Annotated in this window: 18 protein-coding genes; 13 read left to right on the plus strand and 5 right to left on the minus strand. The window is 66.2% G+C overall.

The window, feature by feature from the left end:
• Window positions 1-8: 8 nt before the first annotated feature.
• Together AC07UW_RS09200 and AC07UW_RS09205 are read left to right on the plus strand one after the other, a co-directional pair.
• A complete protein-coding gene (locus tag AC07UW_RS09200) occupies window positions 9-536 on the plus strand; it encodes a hypothetical protein (RefSeq protein WP_495211906.1) in 528 nt (175 codons plus the stop codon).
• Between the two features lie 122 nt (window positions 537-658).
• Entirely contained in the window at window positions 659-1,795 is a 1,137-nt protein-coding gene (locus AC07UW_RS09205; protein WP_495211907.1) for a GAD-like domain-containing protein, read from the plus strand.
• Between the two features lie 142 nt (window positions 1,796-1,937).
• Here the strand turns inward: AC07UW_RS09205 and AC07UW_RS09210 are convergent, their stop codons facing one another.
• Window positions 1,938-4,697 (minus strand): bifunctional diguanylate cyclase/phosphodiesterase, encoded by a 2,760-nt coding sequence (locus AC07UW_RS09210; RefSeq protein WP_495211908.1) that lies wholly within the window; start codon window positions 4,695-4,697, stop codon window positions 1,938-1,940.
• A 143-nt stretch (window positions 4,698-4,840) separates the two neighbouring features.
• On the opposite strand from AC07UW_RS09210, the gene AC07UW_RS09215 reads away from it, so the two are divergent.
• Entirely contained in the window at window positions 4,841-6,943 is a 2,103-nt protein-coding gene (locus tag AC07UW_RS09215; RefSeq protein ID WP_495211909.1) for a sensor histidine kinase, read from the plus strand.
• Between the two features lie 4 nt (window positions 6,944-6,947).
• Window positions 6,948-8,723 (plus strand): EAL domain-containing protein, encoded by a 1,776-nt coding sequence (locus AC07UW_RS09220; protein WP_088099874.1) that lies wholly within the window; start codon window positions 6,948-6,950, stop codon window positions 8,721-8,723.
• A gap of 88 nt (window positions 8,724-8,811) precedes the next feature.
• Here the strand turns inward: AC07UW_RS09220 and AC07UW_RS09225 are convergent, their stop codons facing one another.
• The 4 genes from AC07UW_RS09225 to flgA form a co-directional block, all read right to left on the minus strand.
• Window positions 8,812-10,029, minus strand: a complete 1,218-nt coding sequence (locus tag AC07UW_RS09225) for an ATP-binding protein (protein WP_025879115.1) — start codon at window positions 10,027-10,029, stop codon at window positions 8,812-8,814.
• Between the two features lie 92 nt (window positions 10,030-10,121).
• A complete protein-coding gene (locus AC07UW_RS09230; RefSeq protein WP_025879114.1) occupies window positions 10,122-10,460 on the minus strand; it encodes a flagella protein in 339 nt (112 codons plus the stop codon).
• Complete coding sequence (gene flgM, locus AC07UW_RS09235) at window positions 10,457-10,762, minus strand: flagellar biosynthesis anti-sigma factor FlgM (RefSeq protein ID WP_025879113.1); 306 nt, start codon at window positions 10,760-10,762, stop codon at window positions 10,457-10,459. The genes AC07UW_RS09230 and flgM overlap by 4 nt, the downstream gene beginning before the upstream one ends.
• Before the next feature lie 75 nt (window positions 10,763-10,837).
• Window positions 10,838-11,494 (minus strand): flagellar basal body P-ring formation chaperone FlgA, encoded by a 657-nt coding sequence (gene flgA, locus AC07UW_RS09240; RefSeq protein ID WP_088099872.1) that lies wholly within the window; start codon window positions 11,492-11,494, stop codon window positions 10,838-10,840.
• A 132-nt stretch (window positions 11,495-11,626) separates the two neighbouring features.
• On the opposite strand from flgA, the gene AC07UW_RS09245 reads away from it, so the two are divergent.
• From AC07UW_RS09245 to AC07UW_RS09285, 9 genes are all read left to right on the plus strand, one after another.
• A complete protein-coding gene (locus AC07UW_RS09245) occupies window positions 11,627-12,571 on the plus strand; it encodes a chemotaxis protein (protein WP_025879111.1) in 945 nt (314 codons plus the stop codon).
• 139 nt (window positions 12,572-12,710) lie between these two features.
• Window positions 12,711-13,106, plus strand: coding sequence for a flagellar basal body rod protein FlgB (gene flgB, locus AC07UW_RS09250; protein ID WP_025879110.1), 396 nt, complete (start codon window positions 12,711-12,713; stop codon window positions 13,104-13,106).
• 3 nt (window positions 13,107-13,109) lie between these two features.
• The gene (flgC, locus tag AC07UW_RS09255) at window positions 13,110-13,517 is read left to right on the plus strand and encodes a flagellar basal body rod protein FlgC (RefSeq protein WP_025879109.1); all 408 of its coding nucleotides are present in this window, start codon (window positions 13,110-13,112) and stop codon (window positions 13,515-13,517) included.
• A 23-nt stretch (window positions 13,518-13,540) separates the two neighbouring features.
• Window positions 13,541-14,224: a flagellar hook assembly protein FlgD gene (locus AC07UW_RS09260; RefSeq protein ID WP_025879108.1), complete on the plus strand. Its 684-nt coding sequence runs from the start codon at window positions 13,541-13,543 to the stop codon at window positions 14,222-14,224.
• Between the two features lie 32 nt (window positions 14,225-14,256).
• Complete coding sequence (flgE, locus tag AC07UW_RS09265) at window positions 14,257-15,480, plus strand: flagellar hook protein FlgE (protein WP_025879107.1); 1,224 nt, start codon at window positions 14,257-14,259, stop codon at window positions 15,478-15,480.
• Window positions 15,481-15,512: 32 nt separating this feature from the next.
• A complete protein-coding gene (locus AC07UW_RS09270; RefSeq protein ID WP_025879106.1) occupies window positions 15,513-16,262 on the plus strand; it encodes a flagellar basal body rod protein FlgF in 750 nt (249 codons plus the stop codon).
• A gap of 103 nt (window positions 16,263-16,365) precedes the next feature.
• Entirely contained in the window at window positions 16,366-17,151 is a 786-nt protein-coding gene (flgG, locus tag AC07UW_RS09275) for a flagellar basal-body rod protein FlgG (protein WP_025879105.1), read from the plus strand.
• A 22-nt stretch (window positions 17,152-17,173) separates the two neighbouring features.
• A complete protein-coding gene (flgH, locus tag AC07UW_RS09280) occupies window positions 17,174-17,866 on the plus strand; it encodes a flagellar basal body L-ring protein FlgH (RefSeq protein ID WP_495211910.1) in 693 nt (230 codons plus the stop codon).
• A 2-nt stretch (window positions 17,867-17,868) separates the two neighbouring features.
• Window positions 17,869-19,011 (plus strand): flagellar basal body P-ring protein FlgI, encoded by a 1,143-nt coding sequence (locus tag AC07UW_RS09285; protein ID WP_025879103.1) that lies wholly within the window; start codon window positions 17,869-17,871, stop codon window positions 19,009-19,011.

Genomic DNA, 19,011 nt, shown 5'->3' on the forward strand with positions numbered 1-19,011 from the left:
GAAGACCGATGGCCATCGCTCTGATCGCATTGCTGCTGATCGAACTCCTGCTGCTGGCCCTCTGGGCGCCATTCTTCTTCCGCACCGGCATCGCGCTGTTCAACCAGCGCATCGCCGCTACGCCGGCAGAGCTGGCGCAGCTTTCACTGGCCGGTCTGGAGCATGACCTGCCGCCCGATACCTGGCTTTGCCTGGTGTTCCGCGCGCTGCCGGACGGCAGTATCGCCTTTCGCGAGAGCTTCGTGCCGAGCGTTGGCCGTCGCTACTTTCCGCTGATGCGCGGGCGGGTGATGATCGACGCACGGCGCAGGGAGGTGCGGGTGGTCGGGCTGTGCAGCTGGTTCGCGCTGGGCCTGACACTGATGCTGGTGCCGGTCATCCTCGTCCGACCCGCTGCGTGGCCGATGCTGGTGGCCCTGCTGCTGTTCTACATAGGCTATTTCATCCAGCGCCGACGCTATGCAGACGTGGTTGAAGCGGTACGCGCACGGCTGCGGTCCGAATTTCCGCAGCGCTTGGTTGCCGCGCCGCAGTAGATCCACGCCATGCGTGGATGGATCCATCAGAGCCCTACAGTTTCGGATTGTTTGCATGGACCTCGGCCAATCCGCCGTTCATCGTGGCAGGCCGATTCCGGCTCTGATCAGACTGTCGCCCGATGTCCAGCATAGCCCTCTGCCTTTCAGTTGCCTTGCAGCTTCCGGCAACCCCTCACCCATTGACCTTGGATCCCGATTCACTCGGGGCGCTTCAGCAGGCCCTGCAGACATTTGGAGAGTTCCAACAGCCCTACTCCGCTCCGATCGATCCGTACGATCCTGACGCAGGCGTGATCGACGCAGTGGTCGAGGTGGCCGCGGGGTGCGTGCACGACGGTCCGCCAGTCATCATCCTTGACGATGATGCCGATGAGGCACTGCAGCGCTATCTGGTGCTGGAGGAGTCGTGGCACGGCCTTCCAGCGGGCGCGTTGTTGCTTGTCTCAGGAGGCAAAGCAACCGTCATTCCATCCCACGAATCGACCCCGCAGCTTGCACACGCCAAGGCGATGCTGACGTTCCTGGACTACCTATCAATCGGCTTCGACGGAAATGCGCTGGCCGCCCCCGGCATCGGAGCGCAACCAGCGGGCATTGAATCCGACGCGTTCATGCAGAGCTTCACTGTGAGCTCCAAAAGCGAGGCGGTTCCCGAGGCAACACTTGCGGCATGGGAAGGCGTGTTGCCTGACCTGCTGCTGGCGCTGTGGCGACGCGACGGGTTCGCACGCTATCGCGACGACAGGCTCGTCATGGTCGATCCCCACCTGTATGCGGGGGTTGTCGAAACTTACCTGCAGGGCAATCCGCTGCAGCACGCCGATATATTTCACGCCTACGCAGTGACCGCTTTCGGCCAGATTCTGTTGTGTGGGGAGAATACCGCCGTGCAGATCAGCATCGACCCGCACGGCGCACAGGTTTCGGCGGACTCGGATGTACCGGGCCCCGCCGATGCGGCGGAGCGCTACTGGAAACTGGCGTTCCTGCTGGACGTCTTGGATGGGCCTTGTCTTGACGTCACCGACGAAGAGGAGCGGCCCTTGTATGCACATGCACTCGATTTCCTGGGGCCTTTGGCTCCGAACGAGATTTACAGCTTCTCGCCCGCGGTTGTCGAAGGCGGCTGGGAGGCAGCGCACCTGGTCAAGCGGGATCGTCTCGCTGAACTGAAATCACTTGCCGAGCAGACAGCAGCGAGGCGGTCCTTCCGGCCCGATGCTGAATACAGGCAAATCCGCGCTGTGCATAGCTGATCGCGATCTCAGGCATACATGCCGACCAACGGTCGGCACCTACCATTCCAGGCTCCGGTAGATCCACGCCATGCGTGGATGATCGCGGGCGGCATCAGTGCCGACTAACGGTCGGCAGCCACCAGAGCAGGAGCGCGGCGCCTCAACGCGCCAGCACCACCTCACTGGCCGCATCGGTTCGGCCTGGCGCGAGGTGCTGCTGGCGCAGCCACTGCGCCAGGTCGCGCGGTGTGAGCGGGCGCGAGTACAGGTAGCCCTGGATCTCGTCGCAGCCCTGGCGGCGCAGCATGTCTTCTTCCTGGTGCGTTTCCACGCCCTCGGCCACCACCTTCATGCCCAGTGCGTGACCAAGATGGACGATGGCCTGGGTCACCTCGGCGGTGCCCGAGTCATGCAGCATGCCCTGCACGAAGCTGCGGTCGATCTTCAGGCGGCCGACCGGGAAACGGTTGAGGTAGTTGAGGTTGGAGAAGCCGGTACCGAAGTCGTCCACTGCCAGCGGCACGCCGTGCCGTTCCAGCACATCGAAACAGTGGCGCAGGATGTCGGTGTCACGGATCAACGCCGATTCGGTCAGCTCCAGCTCCAGCCGCTGCGGTGGCCAGCCGTGCGCGTGGCAGATCTCGATCACGCGCTCGGCAAAGCCACGATCACGCAGCTGCACCGCCGACACGTTTACGGCAATGCGCTCGAAATGCAGGCCGGCACGATCCCACGCGGCTGCCTGGCGACAGGCTTCGGACAATACCCAGTCGCCGATGCGGACGATTTCGCCGCACTTTTCGGCGATCGGAATGAACTCCGCCGGGCTGCAGTAGCCGATGCCCGGGCGATGCCAACGCAGCAACGCCTCGATAGCCGGTGGCTCGCCATGATGGGCGTGCAGCAGCGGCTGGTAGGCCAGGCTGAACTCGTCGCGCTCGATGGCGCCATGCAGTCCGTGCTCGATCTCCAGCCGGCGCTGGATCCGCGCCAGCGCGTCCTGGCTGTAGTACTGATAGGTATTGCGACCAGCTTCCTTGGCCGCGTACATCGCCGCGTCGGCAGCGCGCAGCAGTGAGTCGAAGTCGGTCTGGCTCTCGCCAAGCATGGCGATGCCCACGCTGGCGCCAACTTTCAAGGTGGTGTCGCCACGGCGCAGCGGCTCGGCCAGCGAATTGATCAGCTTGCGCGCTACATGGCCGGCATCTTCCGGCTCGGCCAGGTCGCGCAGCACCACGATGAACTCGTCACCACTGAAACGACCAAACAGGTCGTTGTTGCGCAGGTTCTGGTGCAGCCGGGTTGCGGCGGCCTTCAGCAGCGCATCGCCGGTGGCGTGGCCGAAGCTGTCGTTGATGTTCTTGAAGCCGTCCAGATCGATGAACAGCATCGCCAGCGAGGTGCCGCGATCACGCGCTTCCTCGATGGCTTCGGAGGTCTGCTCGCCCAGCAGCACCCGGTTGGGCAGTCCGGTCAGCAGGTCGTAGTGGGCAAGCAGTTCAATCCGCTCGTTCGCTTCGCGCTCGCGGGTGATGTCACGGAACAGAACCACGAAGCGCGGCGGCAAGCCATCGCGACGGTCCAGTTCGATCAGTACCTGCACCCATACGCGCAACCCGGACTGGCGGTAGAAGCACAGATCCAGCTGCTCCGGCAGGCCGCCACCGGCAATGCGCCCCAGCGCCGCTTCAAACGCCGCACGCGAATCCTCTGCATGCAGTGCCAGCGCCTGGTCGAGGGTGATGGGTTCCTTGCGCAGGCCGTGGATGCGATAGCACTCCTCGGTCCATTGCATGTTGCGCGTCGCCACTTCGATCTCGCAACCACCGATGCGCCCCAGCGCGGACACGCGGTTGAGCAGTTCGGTACGCCAGCGGATGAGGGCGTCGGTCTGATGCTGTTCGGTGATGTTCTGCACCTGCCCCAGCAGGCGCTTGGGCTGCCCTTCCATGTCCAGCAACGGTTGCATCCACAACCGCAGATGCTGCGAGGGTTCGTTGCCGCGGGTCAGTTCCAGTTCCAGGTTGGCGGCGCGACCATCGCGCCACAGGCGGCGCCAGGCCGCACGCAGTGCACCACGTGAGCGCGGGTGCAGCTGCTTGAGCCAGCGTCGCTGCCCCGGGATGCTGTCCTGCCGTAATGCCAGCAGCGAGCGCAGTTCCGGCGACCACCAGAATTGGCGGCTGTGCGGATCGAACGACCAGCTGCCCATGCTGGCGATGCGCTGGGCTTCGCGCAGATGCAGCTGTTGCTCCTGCAGCAGGGCTTCCAGCTGCTTCTGCTGCTCGATGTCGGTATGGGTGCCGACCATGCGCAGCGGCTGGCCATCGGCGGTACGGGCCACCACCCGGCCGCGGTCCAGCACCCATCGCCACTGGCCATCGGCCTGGCGGAAGCGGAACTGGGCGCTGTACTGCTCACTGTCGCCGTGCAGGTGTTCATCCAGCGCGGCGCGCACCTGGGTGATGTCGTCGGCGTGCACGCGCGCCAGGATCTGGGTGGCCGTTTCCTCACCCAGCGCGGGCGTGCGCGCCACCCGGTCGCTGGGGATGTCCCAGTCCCACAGGCTGTGGCCGGCGCTGTCCAGTGCAAGTTCCCAGCGACCGCCGCCATCAACCGGCACCGGCTCGGGCACGCTGAGGGTGAAGGCGAGCAGGTTGCCGCTGCCGTCATGCACGGCACGCAGGTGGCCATCGTAGTGACCACGTGGGCCGCCCGGCAGCGTGCAGGCGACGATGCCACCGTCGGCGGCCAGCAGGCGCAGGTCTTCCAGCATTGGCGCGTACGCGGCCACCGTGGCCGGCAGGCCATGCTCGCGCGCAGCCGGATTGGCCGCGAGCGGGCGCCCGCTGCGGTCGACGATGACCAGCGCCGAGGCGAGCGGATGCTGCAGCAGGCTGGCGATGATCCCTTGGTCCACGCGATCTTGCTCCGGATGAAACGCCCGACAGCGGGGCACGCAGTGGTTAACGGCGCCTGCCGCGGATAATTGAGTGGCCAGGGCACACCTGCGCGGTAAGATGGCCCGCACCCCTTCTTCCCTGCCGCCTCCCTGCCCTGTCCATGCCCGTAGAACCGACCGGCACCGCCCCTGTTCCCGACCCGCGGATGGCGCAGGCGCTGGGCCGCGACCGTCGTCGCGTGGTGCTGAGCTACCTGGCGATGGCGCTGGCCTGGATGATCGCCACCGACGGCGCGGTGACGGCACTGGTACCCGACCCACAGCAGGCGGCACTCTGGCAGAGCATGAAGGGCGCATTCTTCGCCCTTGCCAGTGCTGGCCTGCTGTACCTGCTGCTGCGGCCGCTGGCCGAGCACGTGCTGCACACCCATGCCCGCCTGCAGGCCTCCGAGCTGCGCCTGCGGCAGATGTTCGAAGGCAACCCGGGCCCGATCCTGGTCTATGACCTGGACAATCTGACCATCCTCGATGCCAACCCGGCCGCCTGCAGCACCTTCGGCTGGGACCGTGACGAACTTCTGGCGCAGACCATCGACGTGCTCTGGCCACCTGGCCAGGACCAGGCGTTGCAGACCAAGCTGGAGGAGATCCGCGGCGCGCCCGAGCAGCTGTGCATCCTGCGCGCGCAGCTGCAGCTGCGTGATGGCAGCCTGCGGCAGATGGAACTGCGTTCGAACGCGATCGACTACGACGGGCACACCGCGCGCCTGCTGATCGCCATCGACCGCACCGCCGAAGACCTGGCCCAGCTGCGGCGCGACCAGGCATTGGCCCGCGTGGAAGAAGCCCACGAGCTGGCCCGGATCGGCGCGTGGGAGCTGGACCCGTCCACCGGCCAGGGCCGTTACTCCAACCAGGTCTATCGCCTGCTGGGCCGTCGCCCGCCCGAGGCGCGACGCTGGCATCGTTTCGACGAGCTGCTGGTGGCAGCCGATCCGGCCACGGCCGCACAGACCGATCAGGTGCTGGCCGAGCTGTGCTCGGGTGAGCAGGTGCAGGTGGACGTGCTGCTGCCGGTACTGGCAATGGATGGCCGTGCGCTGATGGTGCACCTGCGTGCCGCCAGCGGCGTGGATGAAGCCGGACGTGACCGGATACTGGGCACGTTGCAGGACGTGACCGAGCGTGAGCAGTCGCGGCGCCTGTTGCGCGAACGCGAAGAGCAGTTCCGCGAGCTGGTGCGGGTGCTGCCCGATGGCGTGGTGATCCTGTCCGACGAACATGTGCTGTATGCCAATGCGTGGGCGGCCGGCCTGTTCGGCTACGGCAGCCACACGCTGCTGGGCGAGCCGCTGTCGGCCCTGGTGGCAGGCGGCGATCTGGCCCGGATGCGCGCGCAGATGCGCGCCGGGCAGCCGCAGCACAGCCCGGGCCACAGCAGCGTGGTGGCCATGCAGCGCGCCGATGGCCGCAACTTCCAGGCTGGCATTGCGGTGGGCGACGTGCGCTACGGCGGCCGCGACTGCAAGCTGCTGATCGTGCGCGACCTGAGTGAATCCGAACAGACCCGAAGCGCGCTGGAGACCAGCAACCGCGAGCTGCAGGCGATGGCTGGCCGCCTGTTCTCGCTGCAGGAGGACGAGCGCCGGGCGATCTCGCGCGACCTGCACGATGACATCGGCCAGGCGATCACCGCGATCAAGCTGTCGGCCTATGCGGCGCAGGACGAGGACGATGCGCAGCGGCGCGGCGAGGACCTGGCGCAGATCGTCAGCCTGGCTGATACCACCGTTGCCAAGCTGCGCGACATCTCCACCCTGCTGCGGCCGCCGCAGCTGGATGCGCTGGGCCTGGAGGCGGCGTTGAGCTGGCAGGCGCGCGTGCTGTTCCGCTCGTCCACCGTCGAGCTGCAGGCCGAGATCGAATCGCTGCCCACGCGCCCGGACAACAGCATCGAGCAGGCCTGTTTCCGCATCGCCCAGGAAAGCCTGACCAATGCACTGCGCCACGCGCGCGCCAGCCAGGTGGTGCTGCAGCTGCGCGACGTCGACCAGCGCGGGCTGCACCTGATGATCCGTGACGATGGCGAAGGGTTCGATCCGGATGGCCCGCGCGGCCTGGGCCTGATCGTGATGCGCGAGCGCGCGCAGAGCGTGGGCGGCCATGTGCGGATCGAGTCGGCGCACGGCGCCGGTACCCTCGTCGATGTCCACCTTCCTTACCAGGCCGCTGTTACGGCGGCCGTCGAGTCAGCGGAATACTGAGCCCATGTGGAACCCCAACCTGCCCCCGGTCAGCATCGATGATGCACCTGATCGCCTCGGCGCCGGCAACCCCGAGCTGCAGGCGATGGTCGCCGAAGCCGCCTCCGGTGGTACCCCGCTGATGCTGATGCATGTGGACATCGACCACTTCGCCTCGGTCAACGAGAACATGAGTGCGGAGGTTGGTGACCAGGCTCTGGTACTGGTGGCCCAGCGCCTGCAGTCCTACCTGCGCGGACGCGGCATGCTGTGGCGGCATGGCAGCGATGAGTTCCTGATTGCCGTGCCGCGCACCGCCGATCTGCCCCTGGCCGAGGATTTCGCCGAAGAGATCCGCCAGCAGATGGAACTGCCGCTGTCGGTACTGCCCTATACGCTGTTCATGACCGGCAAGCTGGGCGTGAGCCTGTGCCCGGAGCACGCCAGCAGTGCCTCGCGCCTGCTCGACCATGCCGAGGACGCGCTGTACCAGGCCGCCCGCGAAGGCGGCAATGCGGTGCGCATCCATGCGGTGGACACGCCGCCGAGCGCGCACAGCGAGAGCATCATCGCGCGGCAGATCGTCGATGCCATTCCCAACGGCGAACTGAAGCTGCGTTACCAGCCGCTGGTCAGTGCCCGCGATGGCCACGTGGTGGGCATGGAGGCGCTGCTGCGCTGGCAGTCGCCGACCCTGGGCATGCTGGTGCCGGAGCGTTTCATGCGCACCGCCGAGCGACTGGGCATCATCGTGCAGATTGGTACGTGGGTGCTGGAAGGTGCGTTGAAGCAGGCCCGGCTGTGGCGCGACCAGGGCTTTGATGACTTCACCATCGCGGTGAATGTGTCCACCCTGCAGCTGCTGCGCCCGAATTTCTTTGCCGAAGTGATGGGCGTGATCCAGGCCTCCGGCGTGCCAGCACAGATGCTGACGCTGGAGATCAACGAAAGCGCGCTGACCAACAACGTCAACTTCGTCCACGAAACGCTGGCCAACCTGCGCAACGAAGGCATCAGCCTGAGCCTGGACAACTTCGGCACCGGCGATTCGAGCCTGAGTGCGCTGGTGCGCTACCCGGTGGACAAGCTGAAGATCGACCGCAGCTTCATCAAGAGCGCTCCGGCCGGCAACCGTGAAGCGGCGATCGCACGCGCGATCATTGCAATGGGCCACCAGCTGGGCATGACGGTGATCGCCAACGGCGTGGAATCGCAGGCACAGCTGGGCTTCCTGCGCCGCAACGACTGCGACGTGTTCCAGGGGTATCTGTTCGGCGAACCGATGTCCGCCGATGCCGCCGGCATGACCCTGCGCCGCCGCTACCTGCGCCCCGAAGCGTTCGCCGAAACCCGGCCGGACCGCACCCTGCTGCTGCTGGATGACGAGGAGAACGTGCTGCGCTCGCTGGTGCGCCTGTTCCGCCGCGATGGGTACCGCATCCTGGCGGCAGGCAACGTGCGCGATGCATTCGATCTGCTGGCCATCAACGACGTGCAGGTGATCCTGTCCGACCAGCGCATGAGCGACATGAGCGGCACCGAGTTCCTGGGCCGGGTGAAGATGCTGTACCCGGACACGATCCGGCTGGTGTTGTCGGGCTATACCGACCTCAACACGGTGACCGATGCGATCAACCGCGGTGCGATCTACCGGTTCCTGACCAAGCCGTGGAATGACGACGAACTGCGCAAGCACATCCACCAGGCCTTCCGCACGTACGAGGAACAGCGGCGCAGCAACGGTGGCCTGGCGGCTGTCGAGCCGGCCGACGGCGGTGAGGATCGTTCGCCGCTGCGCTGAACCCGGGTAGTGCCGGCCGCTGGCCGGCAACCCGATGAACCTGGAAGCCCCGCATCTGCCGGCCAGCGGCCGGCACTACCGTGCTGCTTCAGCGCGGCTGCTTGATCGGCAGCACCAGGCGGAAGCGCGAGCCGACGCCCGGGGTGCTGTCCAGATCGATGCGGCCGTGGTGCTTGTTGATGATGCTGTAGGAGATCGACAGGCCCAGGCCGGTACCGCTGCCCACCGGCTTGGTGGTGAAGAACGGATCGAAGATGCGCTGGCGCAGTTCCGGCGAAATGCCACCGCCGGTGTCTTCGAACTCGACCCACACCGTGTCGCCGTCCACGCCGGTACGCACGGTGATCGTGCCGCGCTCGGCGATGGCATGGCCGGCGTTGAGCAGCAGGTTCATGTAGACCTGGTTCAACTCCGAGGGCAGACATTCCACCAGCGGCAGCTGGCCGAACTCGCGCACCAGGTGCACCTTGTACTTGAGCTCGTTCCAGATGATGTTGATGGTCGATTCAAGGCCGGAATGCAGGTCGACCAGCTTCCACGATTCGTCGCGGCCGGAATAGGAGAAGTCCTTCAGGTCGCGCACGATGCGGGTGACGCGCTCGATGCCTTCGCGTGACTCGGCCATCAGCTGCGGCAGATCGCGGCTGATGAAATCGATGTCCAGGCGGTCACGGATATCGTCGATTTCCGGAATCAACGCCTTCGGGTCGGGCGCACGCAGGGCGCGTTCGTAGGCTTCGATCACCGTGAACAGGCTGCGCAGGTATTCCTGCAGGCTGCCCAGGTTGGAATGCACGTAGCCGATCGGGTTGTTGATCTCGTGCGCCACGCCGGCGGCAAGCTGGCCGATGGAAGCCATCTTCTCCGACTGCAGCAGCTTTTCCTGGGTGCCGTTCAAGCGCAGGTAGGCCTGGCGCAGTTCGGCATGGCGCTGCTGTAGTTCGCGTTCGTAGTCTTCCTGGCCTTCGATATGGCGGAACAAGGCCAGGTAGTGCCCCGAACCGGGTTCGCCATGGAAGTACAGATGGGCGATGACCACGCCCTCGCCCAGCGGCAGGCTGCCGTTCCAGTGACCGTGCTGGCGCGCATGTTCCAGCGCATCCGGCGGCAGCAGCTGGCGCAGGCGCTGTGGCGGCGGCAAGGTGCCTTCATCGCTGCCCAGCAGGCTCTGCGCGGCCGGGTTGGCCAGGGCGACCTGCCCATCTTCGGTGAACAGCAGCAAGCCCTCGCGCAGGCGCTCAAGCAGGGCCTGCAGCACCGGTTGCGGCGGAAGGGGGGCGGTAACCAGAACGTTGGCGGCAGACACGGCGGCTCGGGGCGATCAAACAGGCGCCCAATATACGCGTTCACGCGGCGGCCTACAGCCGCCATCGGGCGGTCAGCCGACCGCCGGTCCTGTCAGGCGACGGCGAGTGGCCGCCGCGCGGTGACGGTATGCGACTGGCCCTTGGCATCGTATGCCGAGGACTCTTCGGTGCGGCCCATCTGGCGCAGTGCCCAGTTGACCTCGCGCCGGCGCCGCGACAGCAGCACACCGTTGGCGCGGTTGCGCTCGGCCAGTTCCTGCAGCTGCTCGCCCTCGCCCACCGGTGGCGCGCCTTCCAGCGCACGCAGCGCTTCCAGCTTCGCACCGGTGGCACGGATCAGGGCATGCACGTCGTGCTCGACCAGGGCCTGGCGTTCAACGTCCAGGGCCTGGGCAAGGCGCTGCAGCGGCTCGCTCATCGCCGCGGTCATCCTTGCAGCTGCTGGTCCAGTTCAAGCATGCGCGAAGCGATCGCGTCCGGATTGATCTTGTAGGTGCCGTTCTGAAGCGATTCGCGCACCGCTGCAACACGCTGGGCGTCGATCGCCGGAGCGGTGCTCAGCTCACGCTCGATGGCCTGCAGGTTGGTGGCTTCGCCGGTCAGGCGCAGGCTGTCGGCCGCCTCGACTGGACGTGCCGCCGAATCGGTGCTGACGCCGGGCTTGGCGGCCGGGGTGGTCACGCTGCGCAGTGCCTGGGGGACCTGCAGGTTGCCGTCGATTTTCTGGCTCATGGGGTGTCCTGGAGTTGCCGTACACAAGGGATAACGGCCGCAGGGCCGTGATCTTTAGGGGAATTCTGCATTATTTCAACGCGCCACGATTACGTCACCGGTCGCGTCCACCGTGCCCTGCACGATACGGCGAGAGGACAGGTTTTCCACCGAGACGCGCTCGTTCTGGCCGGCATCGCCCAGTGCGCGCCCGGCGATGCGGACCTCGACCGAACCACGCCGCGATACCAGTGCCACACTGTCTCCTCGCTTGATGAGACGCTGTGCAACCAGATCGTTGCTCGACAACAGTGTTCCTGCCGGCAACGGCCGACGGGCGATGCGGCCGATCGCTGCGGCAGGATCGGCCAGCACTGCACCGGCAATCCGTGCCGCGTCACGCTGGGCAGTACTGATATCGGCGGCGGCGATGGATTCTCCAGTGCCGATGCCACGGGTCAGCACCAGCACGGTCTGGTTGCGGCGCACCTTCACCGGCACGAACAGGCGCCAGCCACCGGCGTCGGGACAACTCACTTCCACGGTGGTGTTTGCCGTGGGCTGCACCTGCAACGCGCCGCCGCATTTTGGAAGGCGCAGCGCATCGGCAACCACGGCCTCACCTTCAGTGCCGGCGGCCAGGGTCGACAACGCGGCAGCACGGATGCTGGCCACCGGCTGCCAGTCGGCAGCGGTTGCCCACGGCGCGGCTACGGCCATTGCAGTGGCAAGGAAAAGAACAATGCGGCGCATGGCGCCTCCTGTCGGTAAGACCTGGCCCAGACGCGTGCAAGCTGCGTGCCACAGGCACAGGGCGGACAGCTTCCCGGCCGCGGCGCTGCACTCGCCCTCAAGTTCCCCCCTGCCCGCGCCGATACAGCAGCCATGTCCCATGACCTGCTCAACCGGATCGACCAGCGAACCCGACTGGCCGGCCACAATCGCCTGGCGCTGCTGCTGTTCCGCCTCGGCGGACGTCAGCTTTTTGGCGTCAATGTCTTCAAGGTGCAGGAAGTGCTGCGCCGCCCGGAACTGTTCCAGGTACCCGGCCTGCCCGGCCAGTTCGCCGGCGTGGCCGACGTGCGCGGCCGTTCGGTGCCGGTGCTGGACCTGGGCCTGGCCATCGGCCACCCCGAGCGCGAGCCCGATGCGGACACCGCACCCGGTTACCTGGTGGTGACCGAGTTCAACCGCTCGATCCAGGGCTTCCTGGTCAGCGGCGTGGAGCGCATCGTCAACATCGCGGTGGAAGACATCCACCCGCCGCCGGAACTGGGCGCTGAATCGAGCTACCTGACCGCGGTGACCCGCTTCCAGGGCGAGCTGATCCAGGTGATCGACGTGGAAAGCGTGCTGGCCGACATCGCCCAGGTGCGCGGTGAGGCCGTGCTCGACCCGGCCATGGCGATGCCCGCCGACGCTCCGCAGCTGCAGGTGCTGGTGGTGGATGATTCGCGGGTGGCGCGACAGCAGATCCGCAGCGTGCTGGACCAGCTGGGGGTGGGCGCGACCCTGCTCTCGGACGGCAAACAGGCGCTGGACCACCTGCTGCAGATCCATGCCTCGGGTGAAAACCCGGCCGAACGCTACGCCATGGTGATCTCGGACATCGAGATGCCGGCGATGGACGGCTACACGCTGACGACGGAAATCCGGCGCCATGCCGGCCTGTCCGGGCTGTACGTGCTGCTGCATACCTCGCTTTCGGGCGTATTCAACAATGCGATGGTCGAGCGCGTGGGTGCCAACGCCTTCGTCGCCAAGTATTCGCCGCACGAGCTGGCCGACTTCGTGCTGGACCGCCTGCGCAAGGTGGCGATGGCGGCGTAAGGCCGCCTCGATACGGTAGTGCCGGCCGCTGGCCGGCACCCCGTTGTGTCTGAGGTTGCCGGCCAGCGGCCGGCACTACCCCTCAGGGTTTGGCACACCGCTTGCAGCTTCCCGGGCAACGTTCCCGTGGGAGTGCACCGTGCGCAACCTGATTACCGACTACCTGGGCGTGCATGCCCAGGCAATGCCGTTGCGCGAACAGCGCATGAAGCTGATCGCCAGCAACCTCGGCAATGCCGACACCCCCGGCTACAAGGCCCAGGACCTGGACTTCGATTCGGCCCTTCGCCATGCGCAGGGGCTGGATGCCAACGGCCTGATGACCACCACCAACGAGCAGCACTACGAAATCGGTAGTGGCCTCAACCCGTTCCAGGTGGCCCGCGAGGGCGTACAGCCCAGCATCGACGGCAACACCGTCGACCCCGATGCCGAACGCGCCGCCTATGGCCGCGCAGCACTGGAATACCGCGCTTCACTGAGCTTCGTCGAAAGCAAGGTGCGTTCCATGCTCACCGCGATCACGGGGCAATAAGCCATGAGCAACCTGCCGATCTTCGATATCGCCGGCTCCGCACTGCAGGCGCAGTCGGTGCGCATGAGCACCATCGCCTCCAACCTTTCCAACGCTGACAGCATCGCCGGCTCGGCCGACGCGGTGTACAAGCCGCTGGAACCGATCTTCCAGGCGGTGACCAGCAAGACCGATCCGAACATCACCTCGGTGCAGGTCAAGGAAATCACCCAGAGCAACGCGGCGCCGATCAAGCGCTACGAGCCAGGCCATCCGCTGGCCGACGGCGATGGCTACATCTACCAGCCCGACGTCGATCCGGTGGCGCAGATGGTCAACCTGATCTCGACCTCGCGCAATTACCAGGCCGGCGTGGAGATGTTGACCACCGCCAAGGAACTGGCCCTGGCCACCCTGACCATGGGCCGCTGAGGCCCGCTGCACCGGACACCGCCATGACCACTGCCGTCAACAACCAGAGCAACCAGGACGTCTACGCCGCACTCGGCCTGAACGCCCCCAACAGCAACGCCACCAAGAAGAAGAACACGCTGGACCAGGCCGATTTCCTGCGCCTGATGACCGAGCAGCTGCAGCACCAGGATCCGCTGAAGCCGATGGACAACACGCAGATGGTCTCGCAGATGGCGCAGATGTCGACCGTGCAGGGCATCACCGATCTGAACAAGTCGGTGAAGGGCTTCCAGGAGTCGATGGCCAGCGACCAGGTGCTGCGTGGCGCCGCGCTGGTCGGCCACCAGGTGCTGGTGCCGTCGGAAAAGCTGGTGCTGGAGAAGGAAGGTTCGGTGGAAGGCACGGTTGCCGCGCCGGCCGCGGGCATCGTCACCGTGGACGTCACCGACGCCAACGGCGCCAAGGTCACCTCGATCAGCGTTGAAGCCAAGGCCGCCGGCGAGACCGCGTTCACCTGGGATGGCAAGGATGCCAACGGCAAGCGCATGGAGCCGGGCAAGTACAACATCGTCGCCAACCACGTCGACACCACCGGCAAGAGCACCAAGCTGTCCACCTTCGTGCAGGCACCGGTGGAAAGCGTGACCGTCGGTTCCGACGGCCTCTACCTGAATCTCAAGGGCCTGGGCACGGCCCCTCTCGACTACGTGCTCCGCGTCAGCTGAGCCGCACCTACCGCATCCAACAGGAGCATCCCATGGGCTTCAACATTTCCCTGTCCGGCATCAACGCTGCCAACTCGGACCTGAGCGTCACCGCCAACAACGTGGCCAACGTCAACACCACCGGCTTCAAGCAGTCGCGTGCGGAATTCGCCGACCTGTTCGCCGCCACCAGCTACGGCCTGTCCAAGAACGCGATCGGTTCGGGCGTGCGCGTCTCCAACGTGGCCCAGCAGTTCATCCAGGGCAACAACGAGCAGACCGGCCGCAGCCTGGACATGGCCATTTCCGGTGAGGGCTTCTTCACCATGAACATGAACGGTGCACGCGTGTACTCGCGCGCCGGCAACTTCCAGACCGACGCCGCCGGCTACGTGGTCAACCCGCAGGGCGCACGCCTGCAGGTGTTCGCTCCGAACGCCGACGGCACCAACTTCGACGCCGGCCGCCTGGTCGATCTGCAGCTGCTGACCACCGACAGCCCGCCCAAGCAGACCAGCGAGGTCAAGGTCGGCTTCACCCTGCCGGGCAATGCCAAGCAGCCGACGGTGAACCCCTTCGACCCCACCAATTCCAACAGCTACAGCCACTCCAGCGGCGGCATCACCGTGTATGACTCGCTGGGCGTCAGCCACACCCAGGTGTCCTACTTCGTCAAGGAAGCAGCCACCAACGCCTGGACGGTGCACAACTACGTCGATGGCCAGCCGGCCGGTACGCCGACCCCGCTGACCTTCGACAACGCCGGCAAGCTGACTGCACCGGCCAACGGCAAGATCAGCCTGGGCACCTTCACCCCGACCACCGGCGCCGGCGTGCTGAACATGACGCTGGATGTGAGCGGCTCGACCCAGTACGGCGAGAAGTTCGCCCTGCGCAACACTCAGCAGGATGGCTACGCGGCCGGCAAGCTCAACGAAATCACCGTTTCGGAAACCGGCGTGGTGTTCGCCCGCTATTCCAACGGCGACGACAAGCCGCTGGGGCAGGTCGCACTGACCAGCTTCAACAATCCGCAGGGCCTGGAACAGAAGGGCAACAACCTGTGGGTGGAGACCTTCGATTCGGGCACGCCGCGCACCGGCGCCGCCGACACCTCCAACCTCGGCAAGATCCAGGCCGGTTCGCTGGAATCCTCCACCGTCGACCTGACCGAACAGCTGGTCAACATGATCACCGCGCAGCGCAACTTCCAGGCCAACGCGCAGATGATCACGACCCAGGACCAGATCACCCAGACCGTCATCAACATCCGTTGATGACCTGCTGACCCTGTCACGGAACTCCCCGCATGGATAAAGCCCTTTACGTGGCGATGACCGGTGCCCGCGCCTCCCTGCAGGCGCAGGGAACGCTCAGCCACAACCTCGCCAACTCGGACACCCCCGGCTTCAAGGAAGCGCTGGCCAACACCGAAGCCTTCCCGATCCGTGGCCCGGGCTTTGCCTCGCGGGTGGATGCACTGCATGTCGATGCGGGCTTCAACCGCACGGCCGGCGCGCAGCACATCACCGGCAAGCCGCTGGACCTGTCATTGCAGACCGGCACCTGGCTTGCCGTGCAGTCCACCGATGGCAGCGAGGCGTACACCCGTGGCGCCGCGCTGTCGGTGACCCCGAACGGCCAGCTGGTGACCTCCAGCGGCCGTCCGGTGCTGGACGACAACAACAACCCGATCGCGATTCCGCCCTACCAGGCGATGGAGATCGGCAACGACGGCACGATCTCGATCATCCCGCAGGGCGAAGGCCCGCAGACGATGGCGATGATCGGCCGGATCAAGGTGGTGCAGGCGCCGGATGATCGCCTCGAACGCGGCCTGGATGGCCTGTTCCGCAATACCGATCCGCTGCAGCCGTTCGCCCAGGCGCAGGGCACGGCGGTGCACAGCGGCCAGCTGGAAGGCAGCAACGTCGATGCCGCCGGCGCGCTGGTGCAGATGATCCAGCTGCAGCGCCAGTACGAAATGCAGGTGCAGGTGATCAAGCACGGCGATGACAACGCGCGCAGCGCCAACAGCCTGTTGCGCCTGGGCAGCTGACGGAATTCCGGCACCGGCCCGCGCCGGTGCTGGCACGCCGCTTGCACTCCCTACCCCATGGGCCGCACCGCGCGGCCGGCTTCACCCAGACAGGACTCCGAAGATGAACCAGGCATTGTGGATCGCGAAAACCGGACTGGATGCGCAGCAGATGCGCATGTCGGTGGTTTCCAACAACCTCGCCAATACCAACACCACCGGCTTCAAGCAGGACCGCGCCAGCTTCGAGGACCTGTTGTACCAGCAGGTGCGCCAGCCCGGCGGTTCCTCTTCGGCACAGACCCAGCTGCCCACCGGCCTGCAGATCGGCACCGGCGTGCGCGTGGTGGCCACCGCCAAGAACTTCGAGCAGGGCAGCCAGCAGCAGACCGGCCGCGCGCTTGACGTGATGGTCAACGGCCGCGGCTTCTTCGAAGTGCAGATGCCCGACGGCAGCTCGGCCTACACCCGCGACGGCTCGTTCAAGATCAACCAGGACAGCGAGCTGGTCACCAACAGCGGCTACCCGGTGCAGCCAGGCATCCAGATTCCCGAAGGCGCGCAGTCGGTGACCATCGGTACCGACGGCACCATCAGCGTGAAGATGGCCGACGGTGCGGCATCGGTGGAAGTGGGTGCATTGACCCTTACCGACTTCGTCAATCCGGCGGGCCTGCAGGCACGTGGTGAAAACCTGTTCCTGGAAACCACCGCCTCCGGCCCGGCGCAGAACGGCAATCCCGGCCTGAACGGCCTGGGCACCGTGGTGCAGGGTGCGCTGGAAGGCAGCAACGTCAACGTGGTGGAAGAGCTGGTGTCGATGATCGAAACCCAGCGCGCTTACGAAATGAACGCCAAGGCGATCTCGACCACCGACTCGATGCTCGGCTACCTCAGCAACAAGCTCTGACCGCCCTCACCGGGAAACTGCCATGTCGCCCCTTTCTTCCTTCGCCCGTACTGCCCTCGCCTGCGCCGTGGCTGCCCTGCTCGGCGGCTGCGTGATCGCTGGCGACGTGCGCCCCTATCCGACGATGGCGCCGTTGCAGCCGATCGTGCCGCCGCAGGCCGAACCGACCGCCGGCGCGATCTACGCCGCCGGCCCGACCCTGCAGCTGTATTCGGACCGCCGTGCGCGCGATGTCGGCGACCTGCTGACCATCACCCTGCTGGAAAACACCACTGCGCAGACCAGCGCCAACACCGCCACCAACAAGGAATCGAACCTGAGCCTCGGCACGCCGTCGATTCTCGGTGCACCGGTCACCCTGGGCGGCAAGGACATCCTGAGTGCAACGGCCAAGGGCGCACGCGACTTCACTGGCAAGGGCAACAGCGCGCAGAGCAACCGCCTGCAGGGCAACGTGACCGTGACGGTGGTGCAGCGCCTGCCCAACGGCAACCTGGTGGTGCAGGGGCAGAAGAACCTGCGCCTGAACCAGGGTGATGAGCTGGTGCAGGTACAGGGCATCGTGCGCCCCGGCGACATCAGCGCGGACAACACCGTGCCTTCCAGCCGCGTGGCCGAAGCGCGCATCGTCTATGGCGGCCGCGGCCCTGTCGCGCAGTCCAACGCGATGGGTTGGCTGAGCCGCTTCTTCAACTCCGGCCTGACGCCGTTCTGAGTATGGCCATGAAACTCTCCTTCTCTTCTTCCTGGCAGCGACGCGCGGCGTCGCTCTACTGTGCCGTGTTCATGGTCTTTGCGGTGGCTGCACCCGCCAGCGCCGAGCGCATCAAGGACTTGGCCCAGGTGGGTGGCGTGCGCGGCAATGCACTGGTGGGTTACGGCCTGGTGGTCGGCCTGGATGGCAGCGGCGACCGCACCAGCCAGGCGCCCTTCACCGTGCAGAGCCTGAAGAACCTGCTGGGCGAGCTGGGCGTCAACGTACCGGCCAACGTCAACCCGCAGCTGAAGAACGTGGCGGCGGTGGCGATACACGCCGAGCTGCCGCCGTTCGCCAAGCCCGGCCAGCCGATCGACATCACCGTATCCTCGATCGGCAACGCCGTGTCGCTGCGCGGTGGCTCGCTGCTGATGGCGCCGCTGCGCGGTGCCGACGGCCAGGTCTACGCGATTGCCCAGGGCAACCTGATCGTGGGCGGCTTCGGTGCACAGGGCAAGGACGGTTCGCGCGTCTCGGTGAACGTGCCCAGCGTTGGCCGCATTCCCAACGGTGCGACCGTTGAGCGCGCCCTGCCCGATGTGTTCGGCGCCAGTGGCGAGATCACCCTGAACCTGCACAACAGCGATTTCACCACCATCTCTCGGATGGTCGGTGCGCTCAACAATGCCTTCGGCGAAGGTTCGGCGCGTGCCGTGGACGGCGGCACCGTTGCCGTGCGTGCGCCCACCGATGCCGGTGCGCGCATCGGCCTGCTGGCCCGTATCGAAAACCTGGAACTGACCCCGGGCGCTGCACCGGCCAAGGTAGTGGTCAACTCGCGTACCGGCACCGTGGTCATCGGCCAGCAGGTGCGTGTCGGCCCGGCCGCGATCTCGCATGGCTCGTTGACGGTGACCATCCAGGAAAACACCAACGTCAGCCAGCCCAACGCTTTTGCCGGTGGCCAGACCGTGGCCACGCCGCAGTCGACCATCACCGCTACCAACGATGGCAGCCGGATGTTCAAGTTCAACGGTGGCACCACCCTGGACGAGATCGTGCATGCGGTGAACGCCGTTGGCGCGGCACCGGGTGACCTGATCGCGATCCTGGAAGCACTGAAGCAGGCCGGCGCCCTGAGCGCCGAGCTCGAGGTGATCTGA

The organism is Stenotrophomonas sp. GW821-FHT02D01, from assembly GCF_059421765.1.

Coding starts and splice junctions, on each gene's coding strand:
- AC07UW_RS09200 (WP_495211906.1), top strand. CDS start 9: ATGGCCATCGCTCTGATCGCATTGCTGCTGATCGAACTCCTGCTGCTG.
- AC07UW_RS09205 (WP_495211907.1), top strand. CDS start 659: ATGTCCAGCATAGCCCTCTGCCTTTCAGTTGCCTTGCAGCTTCCGGCA.
- AC07UW_RS09215 (WP_495211909.1), top strand. CDS start 4,841: ATGCCCGTAGAACCGACCGGCACCGCCCCTGTTCCCGACCCGCGGATG.
- AC07UW_RS09220 (WP_088099874.1), top strand. CDS start 6,948: ATGTGGAACCCCAACCTGCCCCCGGTCAGCATCGATGATGCACCTGAT.
- AC07UW_RS09230 (WP_025879114.1), bottom strand. CDS start 10,460: ATGACCGCGGCGATGAGCGAGCCGCTGCAGCGCCTTGCCCAGGCCCTG.
- flgM (WP_025879113.1), bottom strand. CDS start 10,762: ATGAGCCAGAAAATCGACGGCAACCTGCAGGTCCCCCAGGCACTGCGC.
- flgA (WP_088099872.1), bottom strand. CDS start 11,494: ATGCGCCGCATTGTTCTTTTCCTTGCCACTGCAATGGCCGTAGCCGCG.
- AC07UW_RS09245 (WP_025879111.1), top strand. CDS start 11,627: ATGTCCCATGACCTGCTCAACCGGATCGACCAGCGAACCCGACTGGCC.
- flgC (WP_025879109.1), top strand. CDS start 13,110: ATGAGCAACCTGCCGATCTTCGATATCGCCGGCTCCGCACTGCAGGCG.
- AC07UW_RS09260 (WP_025879108.1), top strand. CDS start 13,541: ATGACCACTGCCGTCAACAACCAGAGCAACCAGGACGTCTACGCCGCA.
- flgE (WP_025879107.1), top strand. CDS start 14,257: ATGGGCTTCAACATTTCCCTGTCCGGCATCAACGCTGCCAACTCGGAC.
- AC07UW_RS09270 (WP_025879106.1), top strand. CDS start 15,513: ATGGATAAAGCCCTTTACGTGGCGATGACCGGTGCCCGCGCCTCCCTG.
- flgG (WP_025879105.1), top strand. CDS start 16,366: ATGAACCAGGCATTGTGGATCGCGAAAACCGGACTGGATGCGCAGCAG.
- flgH (WP_495211910.1), top strand. CDS start 17,174: ATGTCGCCCCTTTCTTCCTTCGCCCGTACTGCCCTCGCCTGCGCCGTG.
- AC07UW_RS09285 (WP_025879103.1), top strand. CDS start 17,869: ATGGCCATGAAACTCTCCTTCTCTTCTTCCTGGCAGCGACGCGCGGCG.